Here is a 24,308-nt window from a genome sequence, read left to right as displayed (position 1 = left end):
TTCCCACCGGGGACCGCTGACCGCGTCTCAAATCAATCACGACCGCGCTTCGGCCCTGACCCGGTCGCTGGGCGTCCCTAAGGTGTATGGCGTCGGCGCGGTGCCCGACCGGGCGAGCCGGCGACGGCCACCCACGCGCGACGGGAGGGGCAGATGGAGGCCGCGGCACTGCGGAACTCCGTACCTCCGGAGCGTGCGCCCCTGTTCTTCGGCTACGTCGGCGGTGTCACCGCGGCCGCGGTCGCGGTCTGCGCCGTACCGCTGATCACGCTCCCGGCGCAGGTCCCGCAGCTGCCGGTCGCATTCTGGCTGATGGCCGCGCTCGCGGTGGTCGGCGACGCCCGGCCGTTCACCCCGCCGGGCCGGCGGCGGCGCTCCGAGGTCTTCCCGTCGGTCTGCTTCACGTTCGCGATCCTGCTCGCCTGGGGGCTCGGCCCGGCCGTCGCGGTGCAGGCGGTCGCGGTGACGGTGTTCGCCTGGCGGGCCCGGCACGTGCCGTGGCGGGCGCTGTTCAACAGTTCGCAGTACGCGTTGGCGCTCGCCGCCGCCGCGCTGGTCGCCGGGCTGGCCGGGCCGGGTGCCTTCGCCGGCGTCACCGACCTGCGGTGGATCGACGTTGCGGTGGCGGTCGGCGCGGCCGCCGCCTGGTCGGCGGTCAACTACAGCACCGTGACTCTGGCGATCCGGCTGCGCTTCGGCGGCCGGTGGTGGCGGGCGGCGCAGCGCGGCGTCGGGTTCGAGCTGCTCTCCACCGGGTCGTTGCTGCTGCTCGGGCCGGTCCTGGTGGTGGCCGCACAGGCCGATCCGGCGTTGATCCCGCTGGTCCTGGTGCCGCTGTACGCCGTGTACCGGATGGCCGCGCTCGCCAGCGAGCAGGAGCGCTCGGCCCGGCTGGATCCGCTGACCGGGCTGGCCAACCGCAAGGCGCTGATCGTCGAGATCGCCGACCAGGTGCCGGTGCACGCCGAGGCGCGTCGACGCGGCGCGGCCGACGCGCAGATGGCGCTGCTGCTGCTCGACCTGGACCGCTTCAAGCACGTCAACGACGCGCTGGGCCACCTGGTCGGGGACCGGTTGCTCGTCGAGGTGGGGCTGCGGCTGGCGATGGTGGTCCGGCCGCAGGACCTGGTGGTACGCCTCGGCGGTGACGAGTTCGCGATCCTCGCCACCCGGCTGACTGGTGCCGACCAGGCCCGTGACATCGCCGACCAGGTGGTGACCGCCCTGGCGGAGCCGGTCGCTCTCGACGGGTTGCCGCTGGACGTGGGCGGCTCGGTCGGCATCGCCCTCTACCCGGAGCACGGCGAGGACTTCGCCACCCTGCTGCAGCACGCCGACGTGGCCATGTACGACGCGAAGGACACCGGCGACGGCACCGCCGTCTACGCTGCCGAGTCCGACCACAACTCCCCGGAACGGCTCGGCCTGCTGGCCGACCTGCGCCGGGTGCTCGACGTCAACGGCGCGCACGCCGTCGACCCTGGCCGGGAGGTCGACGACGTCGGCGAGATCACCATGTACTACCAGCCGCAGGTGGAGGTCGCCACCGGCGAGGTGGTCGGGGTCGAGGCGCTGCTGCGGTGGCGGCACCCCCGCCGGGGCATGGTCGACCCCGAGGAGCTGATCAAGGTGGCCGAGCAGAGCGCGGTGATGCGCCTGCTCACCCGCCGGGTCGTCGACGACGTCGTCGAGCAGATCGCCAAGTGGGCGGCGACCGGGATCTCGCTGCGCGCCGCCGTCAACGTCAGCGTCCGCGACCTGCACACCGGGGAGATCGCCGACCAGATCGCCGACCGGCTGACCCGCTACAACCTCCCGCCCGACCAGCTGCAGCTGGAGATCACCGAAGGGGCGTTGATGGCCGACCCGCGCCGGGTGCTGGCCACCATCTCCCGGTTGGACGCCATCGGGGTGGCGATCGCGCTGGACGACTTCGGGACCGGCTACTCGTCGATGCAGCACCTGCGCCGGCTGCCGCTGTCCGAGGTCAAGGTGGACCGGTCGTTCGTACTCGGGATGTCGACCGACACCGACGACGCGGCGATCGTCCGGTCGGTGATCGAGCTGGCCCGCGCGCTGGGGTTGCGGGTGGTCGCCGAAGGGGTGGAGGACGAGGCGTCCTGGCGGCGGTTGCACGCCCTCGGCTGCCACGTCGCCCAGGGCTGGTTCTACGCCCGACCGATGCCGGCCGACGAACTGGTCAGCTGGCTGGCCCGCTACCGACCGCTGGCCCCCGGCCCGCGCGACGACCCCGCCGCCCCGGGCGACGACCCCGCCGCCCCGGGCGACGACCCCGCCGCCCCGGGCGACGAGCCCTCGGACGACCCGCCGGGCCCGCCCGCGAAGCCGCTGGGTGCGACGTCGGACGACCCGCCGGGCCCGCCCGATGAGCCGCCCGGCGCGGCCGAGAAATAGACTCGTCGGGTCCGGCGCCGGCGGGCCACGCCGCGCGACGATCCGGGACGACCGTTCCACCACCGTACGAAGGGGGCGCAGATGGCCGCCATCTCCCGCGAGGAGGTCGCGCACCTGGCGCGACTGTCGCGGCTGGCCGTGACCGAGGACGAACTGGCGACGTTCGCCGGCCAGCTCGACGTCATCCTGCAGTCTGTGGCCCGGGTCGGCGAGGTCGCCGCCGACGACATCCCGCCCACCTCGCACTCGGTGCCGCTGACCAACGTACTGCGCGAGGACGTCGTCGTTCCCGGCCTGGACCGGGACGCCGCGCTCGCCGCCGCCCCCGACGCCGAGGACGGCCGGTTCCGGGTGCCGCGCATCCTGGACGAGGAGGTCTGAGCCATGTCCGAACTCACCAGGATGACCGCCGCGCAGCTCGCCGGCCTGATCGCCGACGGCAGCACCTCCGCCATCGAGGTCACCCGCGCCCACCTGGACCGGATCACCGGTGTCGACGAGCGGGTCCACGCCTACCTGCACGTCGACGGCGAGGGGGCGCTCGCCGCCGCGCAGGCCGTCGACGCCGCCCGCGCCGCCGGGCAGCCGCTCGGCCCGCTGGCCGGGGTGCCGATCGCGGTCAAGGACGTCGTCACCACCAAGGGGGTGCCGACGACCGCCGGGTCGAAGATCCTCGACGGCTGGCGACCGCCGTACGACGCCACGATCGTCGCCCGGCTGCGCGCCGCCGGGATGCCGATCCTCGGCAAGACCAACATGGACGAGTTCGCGATGGGCTCGTCGACCGAGTATTCGGCGTACGGGCCGACGTACAACCCGTGGGACCTGACCCGGATCCCCGGCGGATCCGGCGGCGGCAGCGCGGCCGCGATCGCCGCCTACACCGCGCCGCTGGCGATCGGTACCGACACCGGCGGCTCGATCCGCCAGCCGGGCGCGGTCACCGGTACGGTCGGTGCCAAGCCGACCTACGGCGGCACCTCCCGGTACGGGCTGATCGCCTTCTCCTCCTCGCTGGACACCCCCGGCCCGTGCGCCCGGACCGTGCTCGACGCCGCGCTGCTGCACGAGGCGATCGCCGGGCACGACCCGCGTGACTCCACCTCCATCCCGGCCGCCGTACCGCCGGTCGTCGAGGCCGCCCGCGCCGGTGCCTCCGGTGACCTGACCGGGGTGCGCCTCGGCCTGGTCACCCAGTTCGCCACCGGCGACGGCGTCGAGCCGGGCGTGCAGGCCGCGTTCCGCGACGCCGTCGACGCGTTGACCAAGCTCGGGGCCGAGGTCGTCGAGGTCTCCTGCCCGCACTTCGGTTACGCCCTGCCGGCGTACTACCTGATCGCGCCGAGTGAGTGCTCGTCGAACCTGGCCCGCTACGACGGCGTCCGGTACGGGCTGCGCAGCGGCGACGACGGCAACCGGTCGCTGGAGGAGGTCATGTCGCTGACCCGCGACCAGGGCATCGGTCCGGAGGTCAAGCGGCGGATCATGCTCGGCACGTACGCGCTGTCCAGCGGCTACTACGACGCCTACTACGGCCAGGCGCAGAAGGTCCGTACGCTGATCACCCGGGACTTCACCGCCGCGTTCGAGCAGGTCGACGTGCTGATCTCGCCGACCACGCCGTTCGTGGCGTTCCCGCTCGGGGCACGCACCGCCGACCCGTACCAGATGTATCTGGCCGACCTGTTCACCATCCCGACCAACCTGTACGGCGGTCCGGCCATCTCGGTGCCGTGCGGGCTGGCCGACGGGCTGCCGGTCGGGTTGCAGGTGATGGCGCCGACGATGGCCGACGACCGGATGTACCGGGTCGCGGCCGCCCTGGAGTCGGCGGTCGGCACCCTCACCCCGCCGGAGCTCTCTGCGGCGACGCGCTGACCTGCGATCGAGAGTTGGAGTTTGTGATGAGCACGACCGCGTTGCCCACGTACGAGGACGTCGTCGCCCGCTACGAGCCGGTGATCGGCCTGGAGACGCATGTCGAGCTGGGCACCAACACCAAAATGTTCTGCGGCTGCCCGACCGGGTTCGGCGCCGAGCCGAACACCCAGGTCTGCCCGGTCTGCCTCGGGCTGCCCGGCTCGCTGCCGGTGGCCAACAAGGCGGCGATCGAGGCGACGATCCGGATCGGGCTGGCCCTGAACTGCTCGATCGCCGACTGGTGCCGGTTCGCCCGGAAGAACTACTTCTACCCGGACATGCCGAAGAACTACCAGATCAGCCAGTACGACGAGCCGCTGTGTGTGGACGGCTGGCTGGACGTCGAGGTCGACGGCGAGCTGGTGCGGATCGGCATCGAACGGGTGCACCTGGAGGAGGACACCGGCAAGACGCTGCACGTCGGCGGCGCGACCGGACGGATCCACGGGGCGACCGAGTCGCTTGTCGACTACAACCGGGCCGGCATCCCGCTGGTGGAGATCGTCACCAAGCCGATCCCCGGCACCGGTGACCGGGCACCGCAGGTCGCCCGTGCGTACGTCACCGAGCTGCGGGACGTGATCCGCTCGCTGGGCGTCTCCGACGTACGGATGGAGCAGGGTTCGCTGCGCTGCGACGTCAACACCTCACTGACCCCGGTCGGGCAGACCGAGTGGGGCACCCGCACCGAGACCAAGAACGTCAACTCGCTGCGGTCGGTGGAGCGGGCGGTACGCGCGGAGATGCTGCGCCAGGCGTCGGTGCTCGACGCCGGTGGCCGGATCGTGCAGGAGACCCGGCACTTCCACGAGGACAGCGGCGACACCACGTCGGGGCGGTCCAAGGAGACCGCCACCGACTACCGCTACTTCCCGGAGCCGGACCTGGTGCCGCTCGCCCCGGACGCCGCCTGGGTGGCCGAGTTGAAGGCGGCTCTGCCGGAGCTGCCCCGGGTGCACCGCAAGCGGCTGCAGGAGCAGTGGGGGCTGACCGACCACGACATGCAGTCGGTGGTCAACGCCGGCGCGGTCGAGCTGATCGAGCAGACCGTGGCGGCCGGCACCACGCCGGCCGGTGCCCGCAAGTGGTGGCTGGGGGAGCTGGCCCGCCGGGCCAACGAGTCCGGTGTGGAGTTGGCGGCGCTCGGGGTCACCCCGGCACACGTCGCCGAACTGCAGGGGCTGGTCGACTCGGGCAAGCTCAACGACAAGCTGGCCCGTACGGTCCTGGAGGCGGTGGCCGCCGGAGAGGGCACGCCGACCGAGGTGATGACCGCGAAGGGTCTCGGCGTCGTCTCCGACACCGGTGCGTTGACCGCCGCCGTCGACGAGGCGATCGCCGCCAACCCGGACATCGCGGCGAAGGTCCGCGACGGCAAGGTGGCGGCGGCCGGTGCACTGGTCGGCGCGGTGATGAAGACGACCAAGGGCCAGGCGGACGCGCGTACCGTCCGGGAGCTGATCCTGTCCCGCCTCGGCGCGCAGGGCTGATGGTGGTGCGGTGCCGCCGCGCCGACAGGTCGGCGGCATCGAACCTGGCCTTTCGTGAAATGGCGCAGTCGGTTACTTTCTGTACATGCAGTGGGACGCCGAGTATGAGCGGGTGGTCGCGGAATACGCGGCGGGCCGCGACGTCGGTGAGCTCGAGCGACAGTACGACCTGAGCCGTGCCGAGATCGAATGGCTGGTCGCGGCCGCCGCTACCGACCAGCGGTTCTCTGGGCTTACCGGTCGGCCGGCGTCACCGGCAGCGGTGACGGACGTCGGCTCGGCGGCTCGCCGCAGGACTCCACCAGTGCCGGTGATCATCGCCGTTGCCGGCTACGCACTCGGCGTCGCGCTGGGACTCGCGCTCATCGTCCTCGGTGTGCTGATCGAGTTCTGGGCGCTGTCGATCGGAGGCGTGGTCATCGGAGCCATTTTCGGCTCGGTGATGCATGGACTGTGGCAGGGCCGACGCGGCTCGCTGATCACCGCGATCATCCTCGGTGTCGTGTCGGTGCCGGTCGGTCTGATCCTGGTGGTGCTCCTGCTCGTACCCGCGTCTGCCCAGGCGTGGTTTGCACAGTCTGAGCCGACGCGGACGCGCTCGGCGAGGTGACCGGGCCCGGCTACCTGCCGGTCTGACGAGCGGCCGGTGCGGCGCGGTCAGCCGCCCAGTAGCACGTCCGCGATGATCAGCGTGATCAGGCCGACCGTGCCGGCGATGGCGAATGCGATCGGCAGGTGCTGTTCGAGGCCGGCAGAGGGATGCTGGTCGACTCCGCCACGTTCGACATCGACTCTGGTGTCCACCAGGTGCTCGGATACGGTGAGGTCCGGGCCGGGCCGGCCTGAGGTGAGCAGCTGAATTGATATTTCCTGCTTCTGGCGGATGAGGTCGGGGTGGAACCTCAGCGTCGTACCCTCGGCCTCGACCGTGGCCGGCGCGACGGGTCCGGCTGGGCTCAGCACCGCCACGATCGACGTCTTAATGTCTATTGTGATCGGTCGCTGCTGATCGAACTGAGCTGTCGAGATGGCATGCCGCCCGGTGTTGCGTAACAACACGGTGACCACGTACGGATCGGGAATCGGCTCCCCGTTTCGGGACACCTCGACGCCGCCGGCACCGGTGATCCCTGCGACGCCCTCGGCGCCACCGAGGAGACCTGCATCGGCGTGGAGCAGGCTGACCGGGGAGAGCACCCGGACAACCAGCCGTCGCCTCGGCGGGAACAGTGCTTCACGAGCGAAGTACGCGGCAACGACGGTGGAGATCAGTGCGGCGGTCGCCAGGAACAGGGTTGCCCCGTTGTAGCCCTCACCGTCGAGCAGATCGACGGTGAGGGCGCTCATCGTTGTCATGAAACCGCCGTCGAGCATGTAGTAGGTGCCCCTGCCGATCGGCGGACTGGTGTCGTCGGTCGCGCCCCGGACCGGCTATCGGGCGGTGTGGCTGACGAAGGTGTGCCAGGCGGTGGGGGAGAAGGCGAGGGTGCCGCCGGTGCGGTCCTTGCTGTCGCGGACCAGGACCCGGCCGGGCAGGTTGTCGGCGACTTCGACGCACGCGCCGCCAGTGCCGTTGCTACGACTGCTGGTCCGCCAGGCCGGTCGCGGGTCGGTGGTCATGCCCATCTGTCTGCCGCCTCCTGCATCAACGCCATGGATTGGTCACCGGGCAGAGCGTACTCCCGCAGCGACTCCCAGGCATGCTCCAGTCTGGTCAGATCGGCCTCCAACTCGATGGTCTGGCCCTCCAACGGCCCGTCGAGGAAACCCGCCGCCCGGCCTTCCAGGCTGGCCAGGATGAACGGGCCGTTCAGCCCCGGGTAGGCGCCGACCCCGGCCGGCACCACCTGGAGCGAGATGTTGGGCCGGTCGCAGGCGGCGATCAGCGCCAGGATCTGCTCGCGCATCACCGCCGGGCCGCCGACCGCCCGGGTCAGCACCGCCTCGTCGATCACCCCGACGAAGCGGCACGGCCGTTCGGCCCGGTGCAGGATCTCCTGGCGGCTGAGCCGGTCGCCGACCGTGGTGTCGACGTCGTCGATCATCACCCCGGCCTGGGTCAGGACGACGCGGGCGTACGCCTCGGTCTGCAGCAGGCCGGGGACCAGCATCGGCTCGAACCAGCGCAGCATGATCGCCTCCCGTTCGTGCTCCAGCCACGGGCGCAGCCAGACCGGGGCCCGCTCGGCCCGCAGCAGCAGCGCGTAGAGGGTGCTGTAGTCGCAGTTGAAGACCCGGTCGATGGCGGCGAGGTAGTCGAGCCGGATCGGCCGGACGCCGCGCTCGATCGAGCTGACGTGCTGGGCCGACCAGTGCAGGGCCGCCCCCCACTGCTCCTGGGTGAGCCCGGCCAACTCGCGTCGCCGGCGCAGCTCCGCTACCAGATAAGCGCTTGCGGGTCCAGACATTCGCTTCCTCCATCTTCGCTACAGAATCGATCGGCGGTGGGCAGGGCTCACCCGGGCCCGGATGCGGGCGGTACGGGTGTGCTGCCCATCTTCTATTGCGGGGGTGGCGGAGTCCAGGGTGGAGGGGTGGCGAATTTGAGAAGGCGTCCATCGTTGTCCCTATGGGGGATTCATGGCGCAAGGAAGAATGGCAAAGATCAATTGCGACCGGTTGGAGTGGTACGTCGGTCCGGTGTGGTGCGTCAGCCCGGCGCGGCGCGCCGGCACGGCGTACTCGGCTGGATGTCGGTGCCGACCGGCAGCGCCGTGCCCGGCTACGTCGACCACCCGGTGATCGCCCGCGCCCGGCACCTGGCCGCGTTGCACCTGCCCGACCCGGTGACCGGGTGTCCGCGCTGCGGCACGATCAGCTGTCCGGCGCTACGACTCGCAGTGGCCTATCTGGACCGGTACGACCGCGACGCCGCCCGGACCATTCGCCGGCTGCTGGCCTCGGCCGGCATCTGGCACACCGACAGCTCGACGACCGGGGCAGGTGACGATGACTGAGCCGCAGATCCCGCCGCTGGTGCAACCGTGGGACATCATCGAGATTGGCGCGGCCGACTATCTCAACGGCGACGGAATGCTGCGACTCCGCGTCATTCACGTCCGAGCGGAAGCCGATCACCCGAGGATCGAGTGGATTCATCTGCTCGGCAACCGTCTGCACGGCGACCGCGAAGGACAGATGATGATGGTGACGGTACGGGCATCGGCGCTACGTCGCCCCGGCGCGGTCAGCCGGCCGGCGGCGTGGTCGGTCGATCCTGCGACAGATGGTGGGGTCGGGCGAACCGGCCCGGGGTGAGGCCGACGACGATCCGCGCGTCCAGCAACTCCCGCAACCGGTACGCGGGCAGGTCGTCAAGGGTGCCCGGATGCACCGTGAGCCGGCCAGCGCGCCACGACGGAGGCGATCTAGAAGGATCGTGGTCGATATACCGGCCAGATCCTTCTAGATCGCAATGGGGAACTGGCCCGGGCCGGCCGGGCGGCGGTCAGGGCCGGCCGGGCGGCGGTCAGCGCGGCAGTGCGCTGGTCAGGACGGGCTGGGCGCCGGCGGGCCGGGGACCGGGCTGGCCGGCCCCGCCCCAGGGGCGGCCGGGTCGGTGCCGGCCGGGTCGGCGGCGGTGGGCGTCGCGGACGGATCGACCGGGTCGACCGGCGCGGCGATCACGTGCCGCTCCAGGGTGACCTGCGCCTGACCGGTGCCGCCGACCCGGATGTCGTCGTGCGCCTGCAACTGGTCCTCGGCATCGAAGTAGAGCACCGACATGGCCAGCGGGGTCGGCTCCTCACCCTCCAGCCCGCGCAGCCCGGCCCCGCCGGTCGAGCCCTCCACCATCAGCAGGGTGGACTGCTCGCCCGGCACCTCGGCGAGTCGGCGTACCTCCCGGTTGTGTGTGTGTCCGGCCAGCACCAGCGGGGTGACGCCGGAGAGCGGGCCGGCCGACACCGGGTCGTGGACCAGGGCGATGTCCACCGGCTCCTCGGCGGCCCGGATCGTCGCGGCGAGCTGCTCGCCGACCCCGATGACCTGTTCGGCCGCCGGCTTGGACAACCCGCCGTCGGCCGGGCTGGTCTGCTTGTCCGGGGTGAACCGGGGGTCGCCGATCCCGGCGATCCGCAGCCCGGCCACCTCGGTGATCTCGTTGTCCAGCACGATTGCGTTCGGCTGGCCGGCCACCGCCTCCTGGGTGCGGACCGAGTCGTGGTTGCCGCGGATGAACACGTACGGCACCTCCAGCAGGCCGATCGAGGCGACGAAGTTGGCCTCCGGCTCGCTGCCCCAGTCGGTGATGTCGCCGGTGTCGATGACGACGTCGATGTTGAACTGCTCGACGACGGTCCGGATCATCGACCAGCCGGTCGGGTTCAGGTGCATGTCGGAGACGTGCAGCACCCGGGTGGTGCCCTCGGCCGCCTCGTAGACCGGCAGCGTCGACACCGTCGTGTAGATCCGGCTGACGTTGGTGACGATGTGCTGCAGCTGCTCGGCGTACCGGTTGTAGTTGCTGGCGATCTGCTGCACGTCCCCGACCACCGCCGGGGCGTTGACCAGCAGACCTTCGTACCGGGGCTCCTCGATCGCCTCTGGGCGCAGGGTGAGCGCGGCGACGCCGACGCTACCGCCGGTGACCAGCAGCGCCAGCGTGCCGGACCAGGCCACCCGGCGGGTGTCGCGGAAGACCAGCGCGGCGAGGATCAGGGTGGCCAGCACCGCCACCGCCAGGGTACGGATGCCGAGCCGCAGCACCCCCTCGGTGACGTCGCTGACCACCGTCTGGCTGGCCCGGGCGATCGCCGCCGGGTCGTCGAGCAGCGCCAGGGTGCGGCCCTGGTCGAGCGAGCCGAGCCGGATGGACAACTGCACCGGCCCTTCGTGGCTGTCCAGGTGCAGCGCGCCCAGCGGCGGGATGGCCACGGTGGTGCCGCCGTCGACCGCCGGGGTGACCGCCATTTCGGCCCGGAACGGCCCGACGTCGACCTCCGTACGGGCCCCGAGCAGGATGCCGATGGCGATGCCGGCCAGGCTGACCGCGACCACGGCCAGCGCCGTACCGGCCCGCCGGGTCGGCCGGGACCGGGCAGCCCGACCGAGCTGGCGGGCCGTGGCCCGGGCTAAGGGTCCGAGCCGCCGCACGGCGCGCCGTGGCCGGCCGCCGGCCGTGGCCGGTCCGGCCTCGCCGCGCCCGGCCGTACGGGAGTCGGCTGGTTGCTCGTCACTCATGGTCGAATCATGCCTGCCTGGTAGGGAGGGGAAAGGTCAGCCAGGTCAACTGCGGCCGGCTCCGCCGTCGGCGAAGACCAGCCGGAGGATCCGGTCGTCCTCCGGAGCCGGTTCACCCCGGCCGTCGGTGTTCGAGGTGGTCACCCAGACCGAGCCGTCAGGTGCCTGCACGACGGTACGCAGCCGACCGTACTCCTCGGTGAGCAGCGCGCGGGGCTGCCCGAACACGGTGCCGTCGTCGGTCATCTCGACCAGCCACAGCCGCTCGCCGCGCAGGCAGGCGGCGACGAGGACCCGGTCGACCATGGCCGCCCCGGAGCAGGACGACTCCTCGGTCGGCCAGACGACCAGTGGGTCGACGTACCGGTCGTCGTCGCCGGTGCCTTCGACCTGCGGCCAGCCGTAGTTGCCGCCCGGTTCGATCAGGTTGATCTCGTCCCAGGTGCTCTGGCCGAACTCAGTGGCGTACAGCCGGTCCTGGGCGTCCCAGGCGATGCCCTGCACGTTGCGGTGTCCGAACGACCAGACCAGTGAGTCGGCCGTCGGGTTGCCCGGAGCCGGTTCGCCGTCCGGCGTCATCCGCAGGATCTTGCCGCCGAGGCTCTCCGGATCCTGGGACAGCCCGGTGTCGGAGGCGTCGCCGGTGGTGGCGTAGAGGAACCCGTCGGGGCCGAAGGCGAGCCGGCCGCCGTTGTGGATGCCGGACACCGGGATACCGGTGACGATCGGCTCCGGTTCGCCGCCGAGGGTGAGTCGGGCGATGCGGTTGTCCTGCGCCGTGGAGTAGTAGATGAACACGGTCTCGTCGGTGGCGTACTCGGGGGAGACCGCGATGCCGAGCAGCCCGCCCTCACCGCCGCTGTCGGCCTGGTCGATGGTCTGCACCTCGGTGACGTCCAGCCCGTCGGTGCTGGAACCGGGCCCGACCTGCAGGATTCGGGCGCTGTCCCGCTCGGTGACCAGCGCCGCCCCGTCGGGCAGGAACGCCACCCCCCAGGGCACCGCCAGCCCGCTGGCCAGCACGGTGACCGCGATCTGCTGGTCCACGCCGCCGCCGGTCGGGGTCGCCGTGGGGGCGGGGAAGGTGGGGGGCGCGCCGGCCTGGTCCGGCTCCGGCTCGCCGAACGTGCACCCGCCGGCGAGCAGCAGGGCGGTCAGGCTGGCGGCGACGGTCGCGGTGGTCGTGCGGCGCGACGGACGGCGGTACGGCGACCAGCGGTACGACTGGCGGCGCGACGGCAGACGGGCGTTCACCCGCACCAGACTAGCCCGCTGCCCGATATCCGCATCCGACGGTGTCCCTGAATTCTTAGGTAAGGGTAACCAAATGGCTCTGCCGTCCCTTAGGTAAGGGTAGCCAAAAGGGTGGCCGATCGGCTTAGGTGAGGGTTTCCAAAATTGCAACCATTGAATAAGCACCCTATTCTCGGTCGTAGTGGAATACGGTTTCACCACAGTGGCGAGGCCGCCGCTGTCGGATGCCGCCGAGCTAGGAGGACCACGATGACCGCGATGATGGAGATGCCCCGGGTGCAGGAGTGCACCGCTGTGGAGTGCGCGTACAACCAGCACGAAGGCTGTCACGCCTTTGCGATCACCATCGGCACCGAGGCGGACAGCGCCAGCTGCACCACCTTCTTCGACATCTCCGCCAAGGGCGGACTGGACGCGGTGATCGCCCAGGTCGGTGCCTGCAAGCGGGCCGACTGCCGGTTCAACGCCGAGCTGGAGTGCCGGGCCCCGTCGATCCGGGTCGGACCCAGCCGGGACATGGCCGACTGCATGACCTACGAGCCGGCCTGACCTGTCGCACGGACAGCTGGCCGCACGGCCGGCCGCACGACCCGCCGAACCACCGGCGCAGGTCCGGTCGGGCTCAGTCCACGACCGGGCTGCGCCGTTCCAGCAGCACCACGTCCCGCCAGCGGCCGTCACGTCGACCGATCCGCTGCCGGGTCCCGACCGTACGGAAACCGGCGCGGGCGTGCACCGCCAGGCTCGCGCCGTTCTCCGGAAAGATCCCGGCCTGGATCGTCCAGATCCCGGCCGACTCGGTCGAGGAGATCACCGCGTCGATCAGCCGGGTGCCCACGCCGCGCCCCTGCGCGGCCGGGGAGACGTACACCGAGTTCTCCACCACCCCGGCGTACACCGGCCGGCTGGACACCGCGCTGACCGCGGCCCAGCCCAGCAGCGATCCGTCCGCGTCGTCGACGGCCACCCACCGGTGTCCCGCCAGCCGGCCGGCGTCGAACGTCGCCCAGTCCGGGGCGGTCGTCTCGAAGCTGGCCAGCCCGGTGTCCAGTCCCGCCTGGTAGATGCCGAGCACCTCGGCCGCGTCGGCGGGGCGCATCGCCCGCACCCGTACCGTCGCCGTCGCGTCGTCGATCCGCATGGCAGGCAAACCTAGTACGACAGGAGTTTGCCCGGGTAGTCGCCCCAGACGGCCACGGTGTAGTCGACCCGCAGCGCCACGTTGCGATCAGTGCCCGAGGCGATGGACCTGATCAGGGTCAGGTACTGCGTACAGGGGGCGGTCTGGCCGACCTCGCAGACCCGGACCGGGACGGGCCGGGAGTACACGTGCTCGTGGGTGCCGTCGCCGAGCTGGCCGGCTCTGTTCGCGCCCCAGGCGAGGACCCCGCCGCTGCTGAGCTGGGCCAGGCTGTGGCTGTGGCCGGCGTCGATGTGCCGGACGCCGTACAGGAACCGGGCGCAGGGGGCGACCTCCGCCAGGGCGCACACCCGGGCCGGGACCGGGATCCCGGCGGTACGCAGGCCGTTGCCGAGCTGCCCGGAGGTGTTGCTGCCCCAGGCCACCACGCCGCCGTCGCCGCGCAACGCCAGACTGTGCGCGTAGCCGGTCGCCACCTCCTTCACCGCGTACAGGACCTGGTCGCAGGGGGCGGTCTGGTCGAGCGCGAGACCCGGACCGGAGTGAGTCGGTCGACGGTGCTACCGTCGCCGAGCTGCCCGGCGATGTTGTAGCCCCAGGCGACGACGGTACGGTCCCGCAGCAGCGCCAAGCTGTGGTATTCGCCGGCGACGATGGCGATCACGCCGGTGAGGAACCGGGTGCAGGGCGCGGTCTGCCCGACGGCGCACACCGGCACCGGAGTTTCGCTCTGGTACCAGCCGCAGTCGCCGTTGCCGAGTTGTCCGGCGTCGTTCCAGCCCCAGGCGATGACGGTGCCGTCCGGGCGCAGACCGAGGTTGTGTCCCCAGCCGGCGGCGACGGCGGTCACCGGGCCGATGACGTCGGTAAGCGGTCGGGCACCGGCTGCGGCACCACCCGTGGTGCCGGCGGCGGCGGGCTGCCCGGACACCAGGACCATGACCAGTGTGGCGCTGATTGCCCACCGTCGACGAATGTCCATCGGTTCCTCCACGCGGCGAACAGAAACGACCGCGACGAGATTCGCGGATAATGTGATCGGAATTCACTTTGTCGCCAGGTGTGGGCGACGGTCACCTCTCATCTGAATATAGAACTATGTGGCGTGATCGATGAAGTGGTGTGCCAGAGAAGTATTCATCAGGTGACGGCGGCCGACTGACCCGATCGGCGGCCGAGCCGCAGCGGCCCGCTATCGTCGGAGCGGTGAAGGTCTGGATCCCCCACCGGCAAGGTCGGGAACTGCTCGGCCCGCTGCCCGACGAGGTGACCGTCGAGGTCGTCGCCGACCCCGCCGAGCTGCCCTCGTCGCCGGCCGGTGTGCGGTTCTGGGTGCCGCCGTTCCTGGCCCGGCCGAAGGCCGCCGAGCTGGTCGGTAGGATGCCGGACCTGCAGGTGGTCCAGCTGCTCTCCGCCGGGGCCGACGCCTGGGCGGGCCGGCTGCCCGAGCAGGTCACCCTCTGTGACGCCCGAGGGGTGCACGACTCGTCCACGGCGGAGTGGATCGTGGCGGCGATCCTCACCGACCTGCGCGACTTCGCCGGCTTCATCCGGGCACAGGACCGCCGGGAGTGGTCCTACGACAGGTTCGCCCCCACCGACGAGCTGGCCGGAAAGCGGGTGCTCATCGTCGGTGCCGGCTCGATCGGCGCGGCGCTGCGGGCCCGGTTGACGCCGTTCGAGGTGGAGTTCACCCTGGTGGCCCGGACCGCACGGCCGCAGGAGCAGGTGTACGGCGTCGACGAACTCCCCGTACTGCTGCCGCACGCGGACATCGTGGTGCTGATCGTGCCGTTGACCCCGCAGACCCGGGGGTTGGTCGACGCCGCGACGCTGGCGGCGATGCGCGACGGGGCGCTGCTGGTCAACGCCGCCCGTGGCCCGGTGGTGGAGACCGACGCGCTCACCGCCGAGCTGGCCACCGGCCGGATCCGCGCCGTACTCGACGTGACCGATCCGGAACCGCTGCCCCCCGACCATCCGCTCTGGGGGATGCCGAACGTGGTGATCAGCCCGCACATCGCCGGTTCGGTACGCGGGCTGCGGGCGCGTGCCTACGCGCTGGCCGGTCGGCAGATCGGTCGGTTCGTCCGGGGTGAGCCGCTGGACAACGTGGTGGTGGACGGCTACTGATCCGCCGGGCTGGCCGGATCGAGCGGCTGTCCGCTGGCGGCGATCAGCCGGGGCAGGTCCCCGGCGCGTACCGCCGGCAACGGTACGCGGTGCCCGTCGGTGAGCCGGGCCACCGCCCGTCCGTGCGGGTCTGCGGTCAGCTCGGCAACCCGTGACCAGGGGATCCGCCGTTGGCCGAGCAGGGCCCGCACGTGCAGGCCGTCGGCGTCGGCGTCGGTGCCGGCGCGGACCGCCCAGAGCGCGATCGCCAGTGGCACCAGCAGGATCGGCAGGAAGTACCAGCGGGTGCTGGCCAGCGGTAGCGATCCGACGAAGGCGAGGATCGCCGCCAACATGATCGCCTGATGGGGCCGGAACCGGACGATGACCCTGCGACTCATCCGACAATCCTGGCATCCCGCTGGTGAGCGCCGGTGCGCGGGTACGGTCGCCGGTGGTCGGGTCGGCCACACCGACCGTTGTGGAAAGATCTCGTACGGTCGACCCGTCACCCGACCGCCACCTGTCTCGTTGCTCCCGGCACAGGTTGGCCTCCGGGTGTGCGTGCCGCCTGCCCCGACCCCTCCCGTGGAGGCGATGGCCGTCGTGCCTGAAGCATCCCCTCAGCTGCCGCGCGCGCGGCTGCGTCAGCATCGGGCGGCCGACGGCGGTCTGCTGCTACCGGCCTCGGTCCTGTTCGCCGTCGCCCTGCTCGTCGCCGGTGGCACCGGCCTCGTCGCCGCCCCGCACGCGCTGCTCGGCGCGATGCTGTTCGGCGTCTGCGGTCCGGGCTGGCGATTGGTGCGCACCGCCCGCGCCGTCCGCGCGCGCTCCGGGGACTTCCGGGCCTGCCGGTGCGCCGGTGCGCTCGTCGGGGCGACCGTGGTCGGGGTCGGAGCGGTCTGCGTCGCGGCGTTCGCTCCGGCGGCGGTACGGGCCGAGCTGGCGGTGGCCGGGCTGGTCCCGACGTTGGCCGGTCACCTGGTCGCGATCCTGTTGCTGCCCGGTGTGGCGGAAACCTGGCCGTTGCGGTGGCGGCGGCTGCTCGACGGGCTGAGCATGGCGACCAGTCTGATATTCGCCGGTTGGCTGCTCTCCCCGGCCAGCGGCGTGCCGGCGACCGTGCTGGTCGCCGAGCTCGGGGTGATCGGCGTCGGGTCGGTCATCGCGGTGACCGTGTTGAGTGTGCGGGGCCAACTGCCGTCGGTGCCGTTCTGTGGTGGTGGCTCGATCGCCGTACTGGTCGGCCTGGTGGCGCTGACGGTCTGCTTCGCCTACGGCACCGACGACCGGCTCTGGTGCCTGGCGGCGGCCCCGGTGGTCGGCGGCATGCTGCTGCTGGCGGTCGGCGCGTGGCGTGCCCTGCGTGCCGGTGGAGTCCGGGTCGTTCCGCTGCGCGGGCGGCTGTCGGCGTACCCGCTGTTGACGGTGCCGGCGATGGTGGCGACCGTGGCGGCCGGCTACCACCTGGCGGTGCAGGGCTCGTTCGACCGTACGTCGATCCTGCTCGGCCTGGCGGTGATCCCGACGCTGGTGGTCCGCGAGGTGATGGCCGCCGCCGACGTGCGTGCCTATGCCCGTCGGCTCGCGGAGCAGGAGGCGCACTTCCGGTCCCTGGTCTCCGGTGGCAACGATCTCACCCTGATCCTCGGCGACGATCTGCTGGTGCGCTGGCAGTCACCGGCCGCCGCCCGGCTGTTCGGGCTGGCCGACGCGGATGTGCTCGGCCGGCCCTTCACCGATCTGATGCACCCGGAGGACGCCGCCGAGGTGATGGTCGCTCTGACCGGGGTGGCGACCGGCCGGCTGCCCCGGTCCGGACGGGTGCCGTTGGTGACCGCCCGGCTGCGCGACGGCCACGGCCGGTGGCGCGACACCGAGTCGACCGTCACCGACCAGCGCGACGTTCCCGAGGTCCGGGCGCTCGTCGTCCATGTGCGGGACGTGGGAGAGCGGGTCCATCTGGAGCGCCGGCTGCACAAACTGGGCTTCACCGACCAGCTGACCGGGTTGGCGAACCGTCGGGAACTGATGCGTCAGCTCGCCACGTCACGGGAACTTCCCGGGCAGCCGGGGGCGTTGCTGATCATCGACCTGCACGGTCTGACCAGCGTCAACGAGCAGTACGGCCGGGAGACCGGTGACGCGGTGCTGATCGAGGCGGGCCGCCGGCTGCGCGACACGGTGGGTCCGGACGACGTGGTGGCCAGGCTCGGCGGCGACGAGTTCGCGGTCGTCACGGTGGCGGGCCCGATGCTGGCGTACGGCGTCGGTGCCCGGCTGATCTCGGTGCTGCGGGAGCCGTGGCAGCTGCCCGGTGTCCTGGTCCACCTGCAGGCCAGTATCGGCATGGCCGACCTCGGCGACGGCGACGGGGTGGACGACGTCCTGCGCCGGGCGGACCTGGCCCGGCGGCGGGCCCGCCAGCTCGGCCGTAACCGGGTCGAGTGGTACGACTCCTATCTGGAGGAGCAGCTGGTCCGCCGGCTCGATCTGGAGCGTGAGCTGCCCGGTGCGGCCGAACGCGGCGAGCTGGACGTCGTCTACCAGCCGGTCGTCGACCTCACCGACGGCCAACCGGTCGGGGTGGAGGCGTTGTTGCGCTGGCGTAGCCCGGTGCTGGGCACCGTGCTGCCGGCGGAGCTGCTGCTGGTGGCGACCGACCTGTCGTTGCTGCCACAGATCGGGCGGTGGCTGCGGGCGACCGCCTGTCGCCAGGTGGCGTCCTGGGCACGGGAGGGCCATCAGTTGTGGCTGTCGGTCAACGTCGCCCCGGTCGAGCTGGCCGCGCCGGGGTTCGCCGCCGATCTGGTGGCGGTGCTGCAGGCCAACGGGATGATGCCGGAGCAGCTGGTCGTCGAGGTCGCCGAGTCGCTGGCCGCCGATCAGCAGCAGGAGATCATCGTGCAGCTGGCGGAGCTGCGGGCCCGGGGGGTGCGGATCGCGTTGGACGACTTCGGTGCCGGGCAGGCGGCGATCGGCCAGCTCCGCCGCCTGCCGTTGGACTTCGTCAAGATCGACCGATCCCTGGTGACCGACTCGACGAGCCGGTCCGACCCGGCCCGGCCGGTGCTGGACGTGGTGGCGGAGCTGGGCCGCCGGTTCGGCCTGGAGATCATCGTCGAGGGGCTGGAGACGACCCGGCAGGTCGGCCAGGCGCAGGCCGCCGGCTGCCGGTTCGGTCAGGGGTACGCCCTGGCCCGCCCCGCACCGGCGGAGCGGACCGAGGCGTACATCGCCGACTTCCCCACCCCGTCGTACTGACGTGACCTACCCCGTCGTACTGACGACGACAGGGTGATCGGGCTGTCGAGACCGGTCCCGACCCGGTCAGGCCGACGCGTAGCCGGGCATCGGATAGCCGGCCAGCAGGTCGGCGACCTCACCGGCGATCCGGTCCAGCGCGGCGTCGTCGTCCTTGACGGCCGCGGTGACCGCGTCGTCCATCCAGGCGGCGACCTGCGGCATCTGTGCCTCGGTCAGCCCACGGGTGGTGAGCGCGGCGGTGCCCAGCCGGATCCCGGACGGGTCGAACGGCTTGCGCGGGTCGTACGGCACGGTGTTGTAGTTGAGCTCGATACCGGCCCGGTCCAGGGCCTGCGCCGCCGGCTTGCCGGCGACACCCTTGCCGGTCAGGTCGGCCAGGATCAGGTGGTTGTCGGTGCCCCCGGAGATCAGGTCGAAGCCCCGCTCGACCAGCGCGGCGGCCAGCGCCTTCGCGTTGGCGACCACCTGGTGGGCGTACCGGCGGAAGTCGTCGGTGTCGGCCTCGCGCAACGCGACCGCGATGCCGGCGGTGGTGTGGTTGTGCGGGCCGCCCTGCAGGCCGGGGAAGACGGCCTTGTCGATCGCGGTGGCGTGCTGTTCGGTGGTGAGGATCATCGCGCCGCGCGGGCCGCGCAGCGTCTTGTGGGTGGTCGTGGTGACGACGTCGGCGTGCCCGACCGGTGAGGGGTGCGCGCCGCCGGCGACCAGGCCGGCGATGTGCGCGATGTCCGCGACCAGGACCGCGTCGATCTCGCGGGCGATCTCGGCGAAGGCAGGGAAGTCGATGGTACGGGGCACCGCCGTGCCGCCGCAGAAGATCACCTTCGGGCGCTCGCGGCGGGCCACGTCGCGGACCTCGTCGAAGTCGATGCGGCCGGTGTCGCGGGAGACGGTGTAGCGGACCGAGTTGAACCACTTGCCGGTGGCCGAGACCGACCAGCCGTGGGTGAGGTGCCCGCCCATCGGCAGCGACATCCCCATCACCGTGTCGCCGGGGGAGAGGAACGCCAGGTAGACGGCGAGGTTGGCGGGAGAGCCGGAGTACGGCTGCACGTTGGCGTGCGCGACGCCGAACAGCGACTTGGCCCGGTCGATCGCGAGGGTCTCGATCGGGTCGACGAACTGCTGGCCCTCGTAGTAGCGCCGGCCCGGGTAGCCCTCGGAGTACTTGTTGGTCAGCACCGTGCCGCTGGCTTCCAGCACGGCGGTGGAGACGTAGTTCTCCGAGGCGATCATCCGGAGCTTGTCGTGCTGGCGGCGGGCCTCGCCCTCGACGAGCGCGGCGAGCTGCGGATCGGCGGCGGTCAGGTACGGAATCTGCGGTACGTGCACGACGTGCCCTCCTGGGTGTCGGTGCGGCGCCGTCGCCCCCGGCCGGGTGCCGGGCACGGCGGTGCCGTCGACGGTGCACCCAGGCGCGCGGCGCACGTCAGTGGTCGCTCCCCGGTGGTCGGTTCCACCTTCGCTGCGCCAGTCGCGTGACCGGATCGAGGATAACCCGTGCCGGGTTCGCGCAGCGATGAGACCCAGCACCGGCGACGGTACGTCGACTGACCGATTTGCGGCAGTTGACAGCTCGGTAACTTAATCGGTTCAGTTGTCATCTGGTCGCTCAGGGTCGAGGCGGGGCGGTGCTGCCCCGCGGCGTCAGCCGCGGCGTCTCATCCTGGAAGGTCTGCGCCGGACCGCCGGCGATGGTGGCGAGCAACTGACGGGCCGCCCGGGCGCCGTACCCCGGGATGTCCCGGCCCAGCGCGGTCAGCGGCGGGTGCACCAGGCGGCACAGTGGCGAGTCGTCCCAGGCCACGATCGACAGGTCACCCGGCACCGTCAGCCCCATCTCCTGGGCGACGGCCAGGCCGGCGATCGCCATCACGTCGTTGTCGTAGATCATCGCGGTGGGCCGGGCCGGCGTGCTGAGCAGCCGCCGGGTGGCCCGGGCGCCCTCCTCCCCGGTGTAGTCCGACGGCACCGTGACGCACTGGTCCAGGCCCAGCGAGCGGCAGGCGTCGGTGAACGCGGTCGCCCGGATCTCGGCGTGCAGCAGGCCGGGCAGCCCGCCGACCCGGGCGATCCGTCGGTGCCCGAGAGCGACCAGGTACTCCACGGTCTCGACCAGGGCGGCCGCGTCGTCGGACCAGACGCTGGCCAGCGATCCGGTGCGCCCCGGCCCACCGATCACCACCGCCGGCAGTTGCAGTGCCTCCAGCGCCGGCACCCGCCCGTCGTCCACCCGCAGGTCACAGACGAGCACGCCGTCCACCCGCCGTTCGCCCCACCAGCGTCGGTAGACGGCGATCTCGGCCTCGGTGTCCGCCACCACCTGCAGGGTCAGCGCGTACGACCGGGCCGACAGCTCCGCCTCGACGCCGCTGATCAGCTCCATGAAGAACGGCTCGATGCCGAGGATGCGCGCCGGTCGGCTCAGCGCCAGGCCGACGGCGTTGGCGGTGGCCCCGGAGAGGGCGCGGGCGGCGCTGTTCGGGTTGAAACCGATCTCCGCGGCGATGGCGAGGATCCGCTGGCGGGTGGACTCGGAGACGCCCGGCTGGCCGTTGAGCGCGTACGACACCGCGCCCTTGGAGACGCCTGCTCGGCGGGCGATGTCGGCGATGGTCGGCCGTTTCACCGGCGGCGCTCCTTCGGTCCCGTGGTGCACGTACGCGTGATCGTGTCCGGTCGGGCGACCGGGTCGGTCGGTCGGTCGATTGTCCCGGTCGGCCGACCCAGGCCGGTCGATTGTCCCGGTCGGCCGACCCAGGCCGGTCGATTGTCCCGGTCGGCCGACCGCCCCGGTCGGTCGTCGCGGGCGGTGACGGGGACACCATGTGCCCCGGTCGCCCCAACTTGCCCGGTTAAGTTGCCTTACCGAAACGATAACCGGCGCGCCGGGTCTGGTCGCAGGGGCCCGTGTGCCAGGGGTGCGACATCGCGTCGGCCGGAGTGTCACGGCACGTGATCTTGGGCGTGACAAACCTCACCAAGGTTACGGGTTGGCCACGGCGTTAACACGCCATTGACACTTGTGAGACGCGCTCGTACCGTGGCTTCACTTATCCGGTTCAGTCAACGTTCCTCGTTGTTGGGAGCGTTTCCAGTCTTCGGAGGATGGCATGGAACGGCGTTGGACCCCTTGGGTGCGGACGGCGGCCGTCGGGGCCGCCGGCGCGCTCCTGCTCGCCGGCTGCAGCGGTGCACCTGGTGGTGGCGGCGACGACGGCAAGACCACCCTGACCATCGCGTTCTGGGGCGACTTCGGCCTGGGCGACCTCAAGGCCCAGTACGAAGCCGACAACCCGAACGTCCGGATCAACCTCAACGCGGGCGAATACAACGCCCAGCACGAGGACCTGCAGAAGAAGCTGATCGCCGGCTCCGGCGCCGCCGACATCGCCGCCATCGACGAGGGCTTCGTCGTGCAGTTCCGTGAACAGGCCGACAAGTTCGTCAACCTGCTGGACAAGGGTGCGGGCCAGTACGAGGACCGCTACCTGGAGTGGAAGTGGCGCCAGACCCTCTCCGTCGACGGCTCCACCCAGATCGGCCTCGGCACCGACGTCGGCGGCCTGGCCATGTGCTACCGCACCGACCTGTTCGAAGCCGCCGGCCTGCCCACCGACCGCGAACAGGTCTCCGCGCTCTGGCCGGACTGGGAGTCCTTCATCGCCACCGGCGAGGACTACGTCGCCGCCAGCGGAAAGAAGTTCGTCGACTCGGCCACCAACATCTACAACCCGGTGCTCGGTCAGCAGCCGGTCGGCCTCTTCGACACCACCGACACCCTGGCCATGGAGGGTGGCCCGAAGGTCGCCTTCGACACCGCCACCGCCGTCGTCACCGCCGGACTCTCCGCCAACCTCGCGGCCTTCTCCCCGGAGTGGAACAACGGCTTCGTCAACGGCGACTTCGCCGTACTGGCCTGCCCGGCCTGGATGATGGGACACATCCAGAACACCGCGCCGGACACCGCCGGCAAGTGGGACGTCGCCGCCATCCCCGGCGGCGGCGGCAACTGGGGCGGCTCGTTCCTGACCATCCCGGCGCAGGGCAGGAACGTCGACGAGGCGTACAAGTTCCTGGAGTGGCTGATCCAGCCGGAGCAGCAGATCGAGATCTTCAAGAAGGTCGGCAACCTGCCGTCGCAGCCGGCGCTCTACGAGGACCCGGCGATCGTCGACTTCTCCAACCCGTTCTTCAACGACGCCCCGGTCGGCCAGATCTTCTCCGCCACCGCGGCGAACCTCACCCCGCAGTACCTCGGCCGCAAGAACGGCCCGGTCCGGGTCGCGGTGGAGAACGTCCTCAACCGGATGCAGAGCGGTGACCTCGAAGGCAAGCCCGCCGAGGCATGGACCGAAGCCCTCGCAGAAGCCGAGAAGGCGGCCAACGCGTAACCACGTCGCGGGCCGCGTACCGCGTGGCCGGGGTGGGCGGCGCACGGAAAGTGCGTACCGGACGCGCCGCCCACCCCCGGCACGTGGTCGGCCGCCGCACGGCTACCCCTGGAGGCAACCATGTCCGCAACGCGCGCCGCACCGCCGTCGCCGCGCAACCGCGCCGGGGCGCACACCCGTGCGGCCGACCCCGACCCGCGGGCCAACCCGACCTGGCGCAACCGCATGCACCGCTTCGACATGCGGTACATGCCCTACATCCTGATCTCCCCGTTCTTCATCCTCTTCATCGTCTTCGGGCTCTTCCCGATCATCTTCAACGGCGTGGTGGCGCTGCGGCACTGGCGACTCGACAACGCCGACCTGACCGGCTGGGCCGGGCTGGCGAACTTCGAGCGGCTGCTCACCGACGACCGGTTCTGGAACGCGCTGTACAACACGTTCGGCATCTTCATCCTCTCCACCGTGCCGCAGCTGTTCCTGGCCCTGATCATCGCGTCGCTGCTGAACCGCAAACTGCGCGCCCAGACCTGGTTCCGGGTCGGCATCCTGCTGCCGTACATCACCCCGATCACCGCGTCGACCCTGCTGTTCGCGGTCTTCTTCGCCCGCGACTTCGGCATCGCCAACTGGGCATTGGACGTGCTCGGCCTGCGCGGCGAGGCGCCGATCGACTGGCGCTCCACCAAGACCGCCTCCTGGGTCGCGATCGCCACGATGGTCAACTGGAAGTGGATCGGCTACAACGCGCTGATCTACCTGGCCGCGATGCAGTCGATCCCGCGCGACATCTACGAGGCCGCGGCCGTCGACGGCGCCGGCCCGTGGCGCCAGCTCTGGCAGATCACCGTGCCGATGATCCGGCCGGTGGTGGTCTTCACCGTGATCCTGTCGACCATCGGCGGGTTGCAGCTGTTCACCGAGCCGATGCTGTTCGAGCAGAACTCGCAGGCCGCCACCGGCGGATCCAACGGCCAGTTCCAGACCATCGCCCAGCTGATCTACAAGGTCGGCTGGAAGGACCTCAACCTCGGGTACGCCGCCGCGATGTCCTGGGCGCTGTTCCTGATCATCGTGATCATCGCGGTCGTCAACGCGCTGGTCGCCAACCGCCTGGGAGGGGGACGCAAGTGA

At 71.4% G+C, this 24,308-nt stretch carries 23 protein-coding genes and 1 riboswitch; of the genes, 12 read left to right on the top strand and 11 right to left on the bottom strand.

All coding sequences use genetic code 11. The annotated features are described in order from the left end of the window. The first annotated feature begins 153 nt into the window (after window positions 1–153). The 5 genes from ACN28F_RS07475 to ACN28F_RS07455 all read left to right on the top strand — a co-directional run bounded on the left by ACN28F_RS07475 (window position 154) and on the right by ACN28F_RS07455 (window position 6,435). Window positions 154–2,415, top strand: a complete 2,262-nt coding sequence (locus tag ACN28F_RS07475; protein WP_421357311.1) for a putative bifunctional diguanylate cyclase/phosphodiesterase — start codon at window positions 154–156, stop codon at window positions 2,413–2,415. 81 nt (window positions 2,416–2,496) lie between these two features. Next, window positions 2,497–2,796 (top strand): Asp-tRNA(Asn)/Glu-tRNA(Gln) amidotransferase subunit GatC, encoded by a 300-nt coding sequence (gatC, locus tag ACN28F_RS07470; protein ID WP_282226084.1) that lies wholly within the window; start codon window positions 2,497–2,499, stop codon window positions 2,794–2,796. A 3-nt stretch (window positions 2,797–2,799) separates the two neighbouring features. Then, window positions 2,800–4,293: an Asp-tRNA(Asn)/Glu-tRNA(Gln) amidotransferase subunit GatA gene (gatA, locus tag ACN28F_RS07465; protein WP_421357310.1), complete on the top strand. Its 1,494-nt coding sequence runs from the start codon at window positions 2,800–2,802 to the stop codon at window positions 4,291–4,293. Between the two features lie 26 nt (window positions 4,294–4,319). Then, the gene (gatB, locus tag ACN28F_RS07460) at window positions 4,320–5,825 is read left to right on the top strand and encodes an Asp-tRNA(Asn)/Glu-tRNA(Gln) amidotransferase subunit GatB (protein WP_289207322.1); all 1,506 of its coding nucleotides are present in this window, start codon (window positions 4,320–4,322) and stop codon (window positions 5,823–5,825) included. 85 nt (window positions 5,826–5,910) lie between these two features. Beyond that, window positions 5,911–6,435, top strand: a complete 525-nt coding sequence (locus ACN28F_RS07455) for a hypothetical protein (protein WP_421357309.1) — start codon at window positions 5,911–5,913, stop codon at window positions 6,433–6,435. Window positions 6,436–6,482: 47 nt separating this feature from the next. Here the strand turns inward: ACN28F_RS07455 and ACN28F_RS07450 are convergent, their stop codons facing one another. The 3 genes from ACN28F_RS07450 to ACN28F_RS07440 are packed head-to-tail and all read right to left on the bottom strand — an operon-like array spanning window position 6,483 to window position 8,233. After that, on the bottom strand, window positions 6,483–7,199 hold the full coding sequence (locus ACN28F_RS07450; RefSeq protein ID WP_421357308.1) for a hypothetical protein: 717 nt from the start codon (window positions 7,197–7,199) through the stop codon (window positions 6,483–6,485). A gap of 57 nt (window positions 7,200–7,256) precedes the next feature. Continuing rightward, a complete protein-coding gene (locus ACN28F_RS07445) occupies window positions 7,257–7,451 on the bottom strand; it encodes a DUF397 domain-containing protein (RefSeq protein ID WP_289207319.1) in 195 nt (64 codons plus the stop codon). Further along, window positions 7,442–8,233 carry a helix-turn-helix domain-containing protein gene (locus ACN28F_RS07440; RefSeq protein ID WP_289207318.1) on the bottom strand — a complete coding sequence of 264 codons (792 nt, stop codon included), beginning with the start codon at window positions 8,231–8,233 and terminating at the stop codon, window positions 7,442–7,444. Before ACN28F_RS07440 ends, ACN28F_RS07445 begins: the two co-directional genes overlap by 10 nt. A 237-nt stretch (window positions 8,234–8,470) precedes the next feature. Between ACN28F_RS07440 and ACN28F_RS07435 the strand changes: the two genes are divergently transcribed. Then, a complete protein-coding gene (locus tag ACN28F_RS07435) occupies window positions 8,471–8,782 on the top strand; it encodes a hypothetical protein (RefSeq protein WP_421357307.1) in 312 nt (103 codons plus the stop codon). Then, window positions 8,775–9,083, top strand: coding sequence for a hypothetical protein (locus ACN28F_RS07430; protein ID WP_421357306.1), 309 nt, complete (start codon window positions 8,775–8,777; stop codon window positions 9,081–9,083). The genes ACN28F_RS07435 and ACN28F_RS07430 overlap by 8 nt, the downstream gene beginning before the upstream one ends. Before the next feature lie 231 nt (window positions 9,084–9,314). Here ACN28F_RS07430 and ACN28F_RS07425 read toward each other — a convergent pair whose 3' ends face one another. Both ACN28F_RS07425 and ACN28F_RS07420 read right to left on the bottom strand, forming a co-directional pair. Continuing rightward, window positions 9,315–11,006 (bottom strand): metallophosphoesterase family protein, encoded by a 1,692-nt coding sequence (locus ACN28F_RS07425; protein WP_421357305.1) that lies wholly within the window; start codon window positions 11,004–11,006, stop codon window positions 9,315–9,317. Window positions 11,007–11,051: 45 nt separating this feature from the next. Further along, entirely contained in the window at window positions 11,052–12,266 is a 1,215-nt protein-coding gene (locus ACN28F_RS07420) for a PQQ-dependent sugar dehydrogenase (RefSeq protein ID WP_421357304.1), read from the bottom strand. A 243-nt stretch (window positions 12,267–12,509) separates the two neighbouring features. On the opposite strand from ACN28F_RS07420, the gene ACN28F_RS07415 reads away from it, so the two are divergent. Then, complete coding sequence (locus ACN28F_RS07415) at window positions 12,510–12,809, top strand: DUF1540 domain-containing protein (protein WP_282226093.1); 300 nt, start codon at window positions 12,510–12,512, stop codon at window positions 12,807–12,809. Between the two features lie 73 nt (window positions 12,810–12,882). Here ACN28F_RS07415 and ACN28F_RS07410 read toward each other — a convergent pair whose 3' ends face one another. The 3 genes from ACN28F_RS07410 to ACN28F_RS07400 are packed head-to-tail and all read right to left on the bottom strand — an operon-like array spanning window position 12,883 to window position 14,383. Beyond that, a complete protein-coding gene (locus ACN28F_RS07410; RefSeq protein WP_421357303.1) occupies window positions 12,883–13,401 on the bottom strand; it encodes a GNAT family N-acetyltransferase in 519 nt (172 codons plus the stop codon). An 11-nt stretch (window positions 13,402–13,412) separates the two neighbouring features. After that, entirely contained in the window at window positions 13,413–13,886 is a 474-nt protein-coding gene (locus ACN28F_RS07405; RefSeq protein ID WP_421357302.1) for an RCC1 domain-containing protein, read from the bottom strand. After that, window positions 13,883–14,383 carry an RCC1 domain-containing protein gene (locus tag ACN28F_RS07400; RefSeq protein WP_421357301.1) on the bottom strand — a complete coding sequence of 167 codons (501 nt, stop codon included), beginning with the start codon at window positions 14,381–14,383 and terminating at the stop codon, window positions 13,883–13,885. Before ACN28F_RS07400 ends, ACN28F_RS07405 begins: the two co-directional genes overlap by 4 nt. Before the next feature lie 224 nt (window positions 14,384–14,607). On the opposite strand from ACN28F_RS07400, the gene ACN28F_RS07395 reads away from it, so the two are divergent. Next, the gene (locus tag ACN28F_RS07395; protein ID WP_289207315.1) at window positions 14,608–15,534 is read left to right on the top strand and encodes a 2-hydroxyacid dehydrogenase; all 927 of its coding nucleotides are present in this window, start codon (window positions 14,608–14,610) and stop codon (window positions 15,532–15,534) included. Here the strand turns inward: ACN28F_RS07395 and ACN28F_RS07390 are convergent. Next, window positions 15,528–15,914 (bottom strand): PH domain-containing protein, encoded by a 387-nt coding sequence (locus tag ACN28F_RS07390; protein ID WP_289207314.1) that lies wholly within the window; start codon window positions 15,912–15,914, stop codon window positions 15,528–15,530. The two genes, ACN28F_RS07395 and ACN28F_RS07390, sit on opposite strands and share 7 nt — an antisense overlap. 196 nt (window positions 15,915–16,110) lie before the next feature. Between ACN28F_RS07390 and ACN28F_RS07385 the strand changes: the two genes are divergently transcribed. Beyond that, window positions 16,111–18,777: an EAL domain-containing protein gene (locus ACN28F_RS07385; protein ID WP_421357300.1), complete on the top strand. Its 2,667-nt coding sequence runs from the start codon at window positions 16,111–16,113 to the stop codon at window positions 18,775–18,777. Between the two features lie 66 nt (window positions 18,778–18,843). Here ACN28F_RS07385 and glyA read toward each other — a convergent pair whose 3' ends face one another. Further along, window positions 18,844–20,112 (bottom strand): serine hydroxymethyltransferase, encoded by a 1,269-nt coding sequence (glyA, locus tag ACN28F_RS07380; RefSeq protein WP_421357299.1) that lies wholly within the window; start codon window positions 20,110–20,112, stop codon window positions 18,844–18,846. 70 nt (window positions 20,113–20,182) lie between these two features. After that, a riboswitch (ZMP/ZTP riboswitch) is annotated at window positions 20,183–20,268 on the bottom strand. Between the two features lie 124 nt (window positions 20,269–20,392). Next, entirely contained in the window at window positions 20,393–21,409 is a 1,017-nt protein-coding gene (locus ACN28F_RS07375) for a LacI family DNA-binding transcriptional regulator (RefSeq protein ID WP_421357298.1), read from the bottom strand. 484 nt (window positions 21,410–21,893) lie between these two features. Between ACN28F_RS07375 and ACN28F_RS07370 the strand changes: the two genes are divergently transcribed. After that, on the top strand, window positions 21,894–23,174 hold the full coding sequence (locus ACN28F_RS07370; RefSeq protein WP_421357297.1) for an extracellular solute-binding protein: 1,281 nt from the start codon (window positions 21,894–21,896) through the stop codon (window positions 23,172–23,174). Between the two features lie 120 nt (window positions 23,175–23,294). Then, on the top strand, window positions 23,295–24,308 hold the full coding sequence (locus ACN28F_RS07365; protein WP_289207309.1) for a carbohydrate ABC transporter permease: 1,014 nt from the start codon (window positions 23,295–23,297) through the stop codon (window positions 24,306–24,308).

It is taken from the genome of Solwaraspora sp. WMMA2101, from assembly GCF_049179175.1.
GTDB lineage: Bacteria > Actinomycetota > Actinomycetes > Mycobacteriales > Micromonosporaceae > Micromonospora_E.
This window is presented reverse-complemented; position numbering and strand designations above follow the sequence as displayed.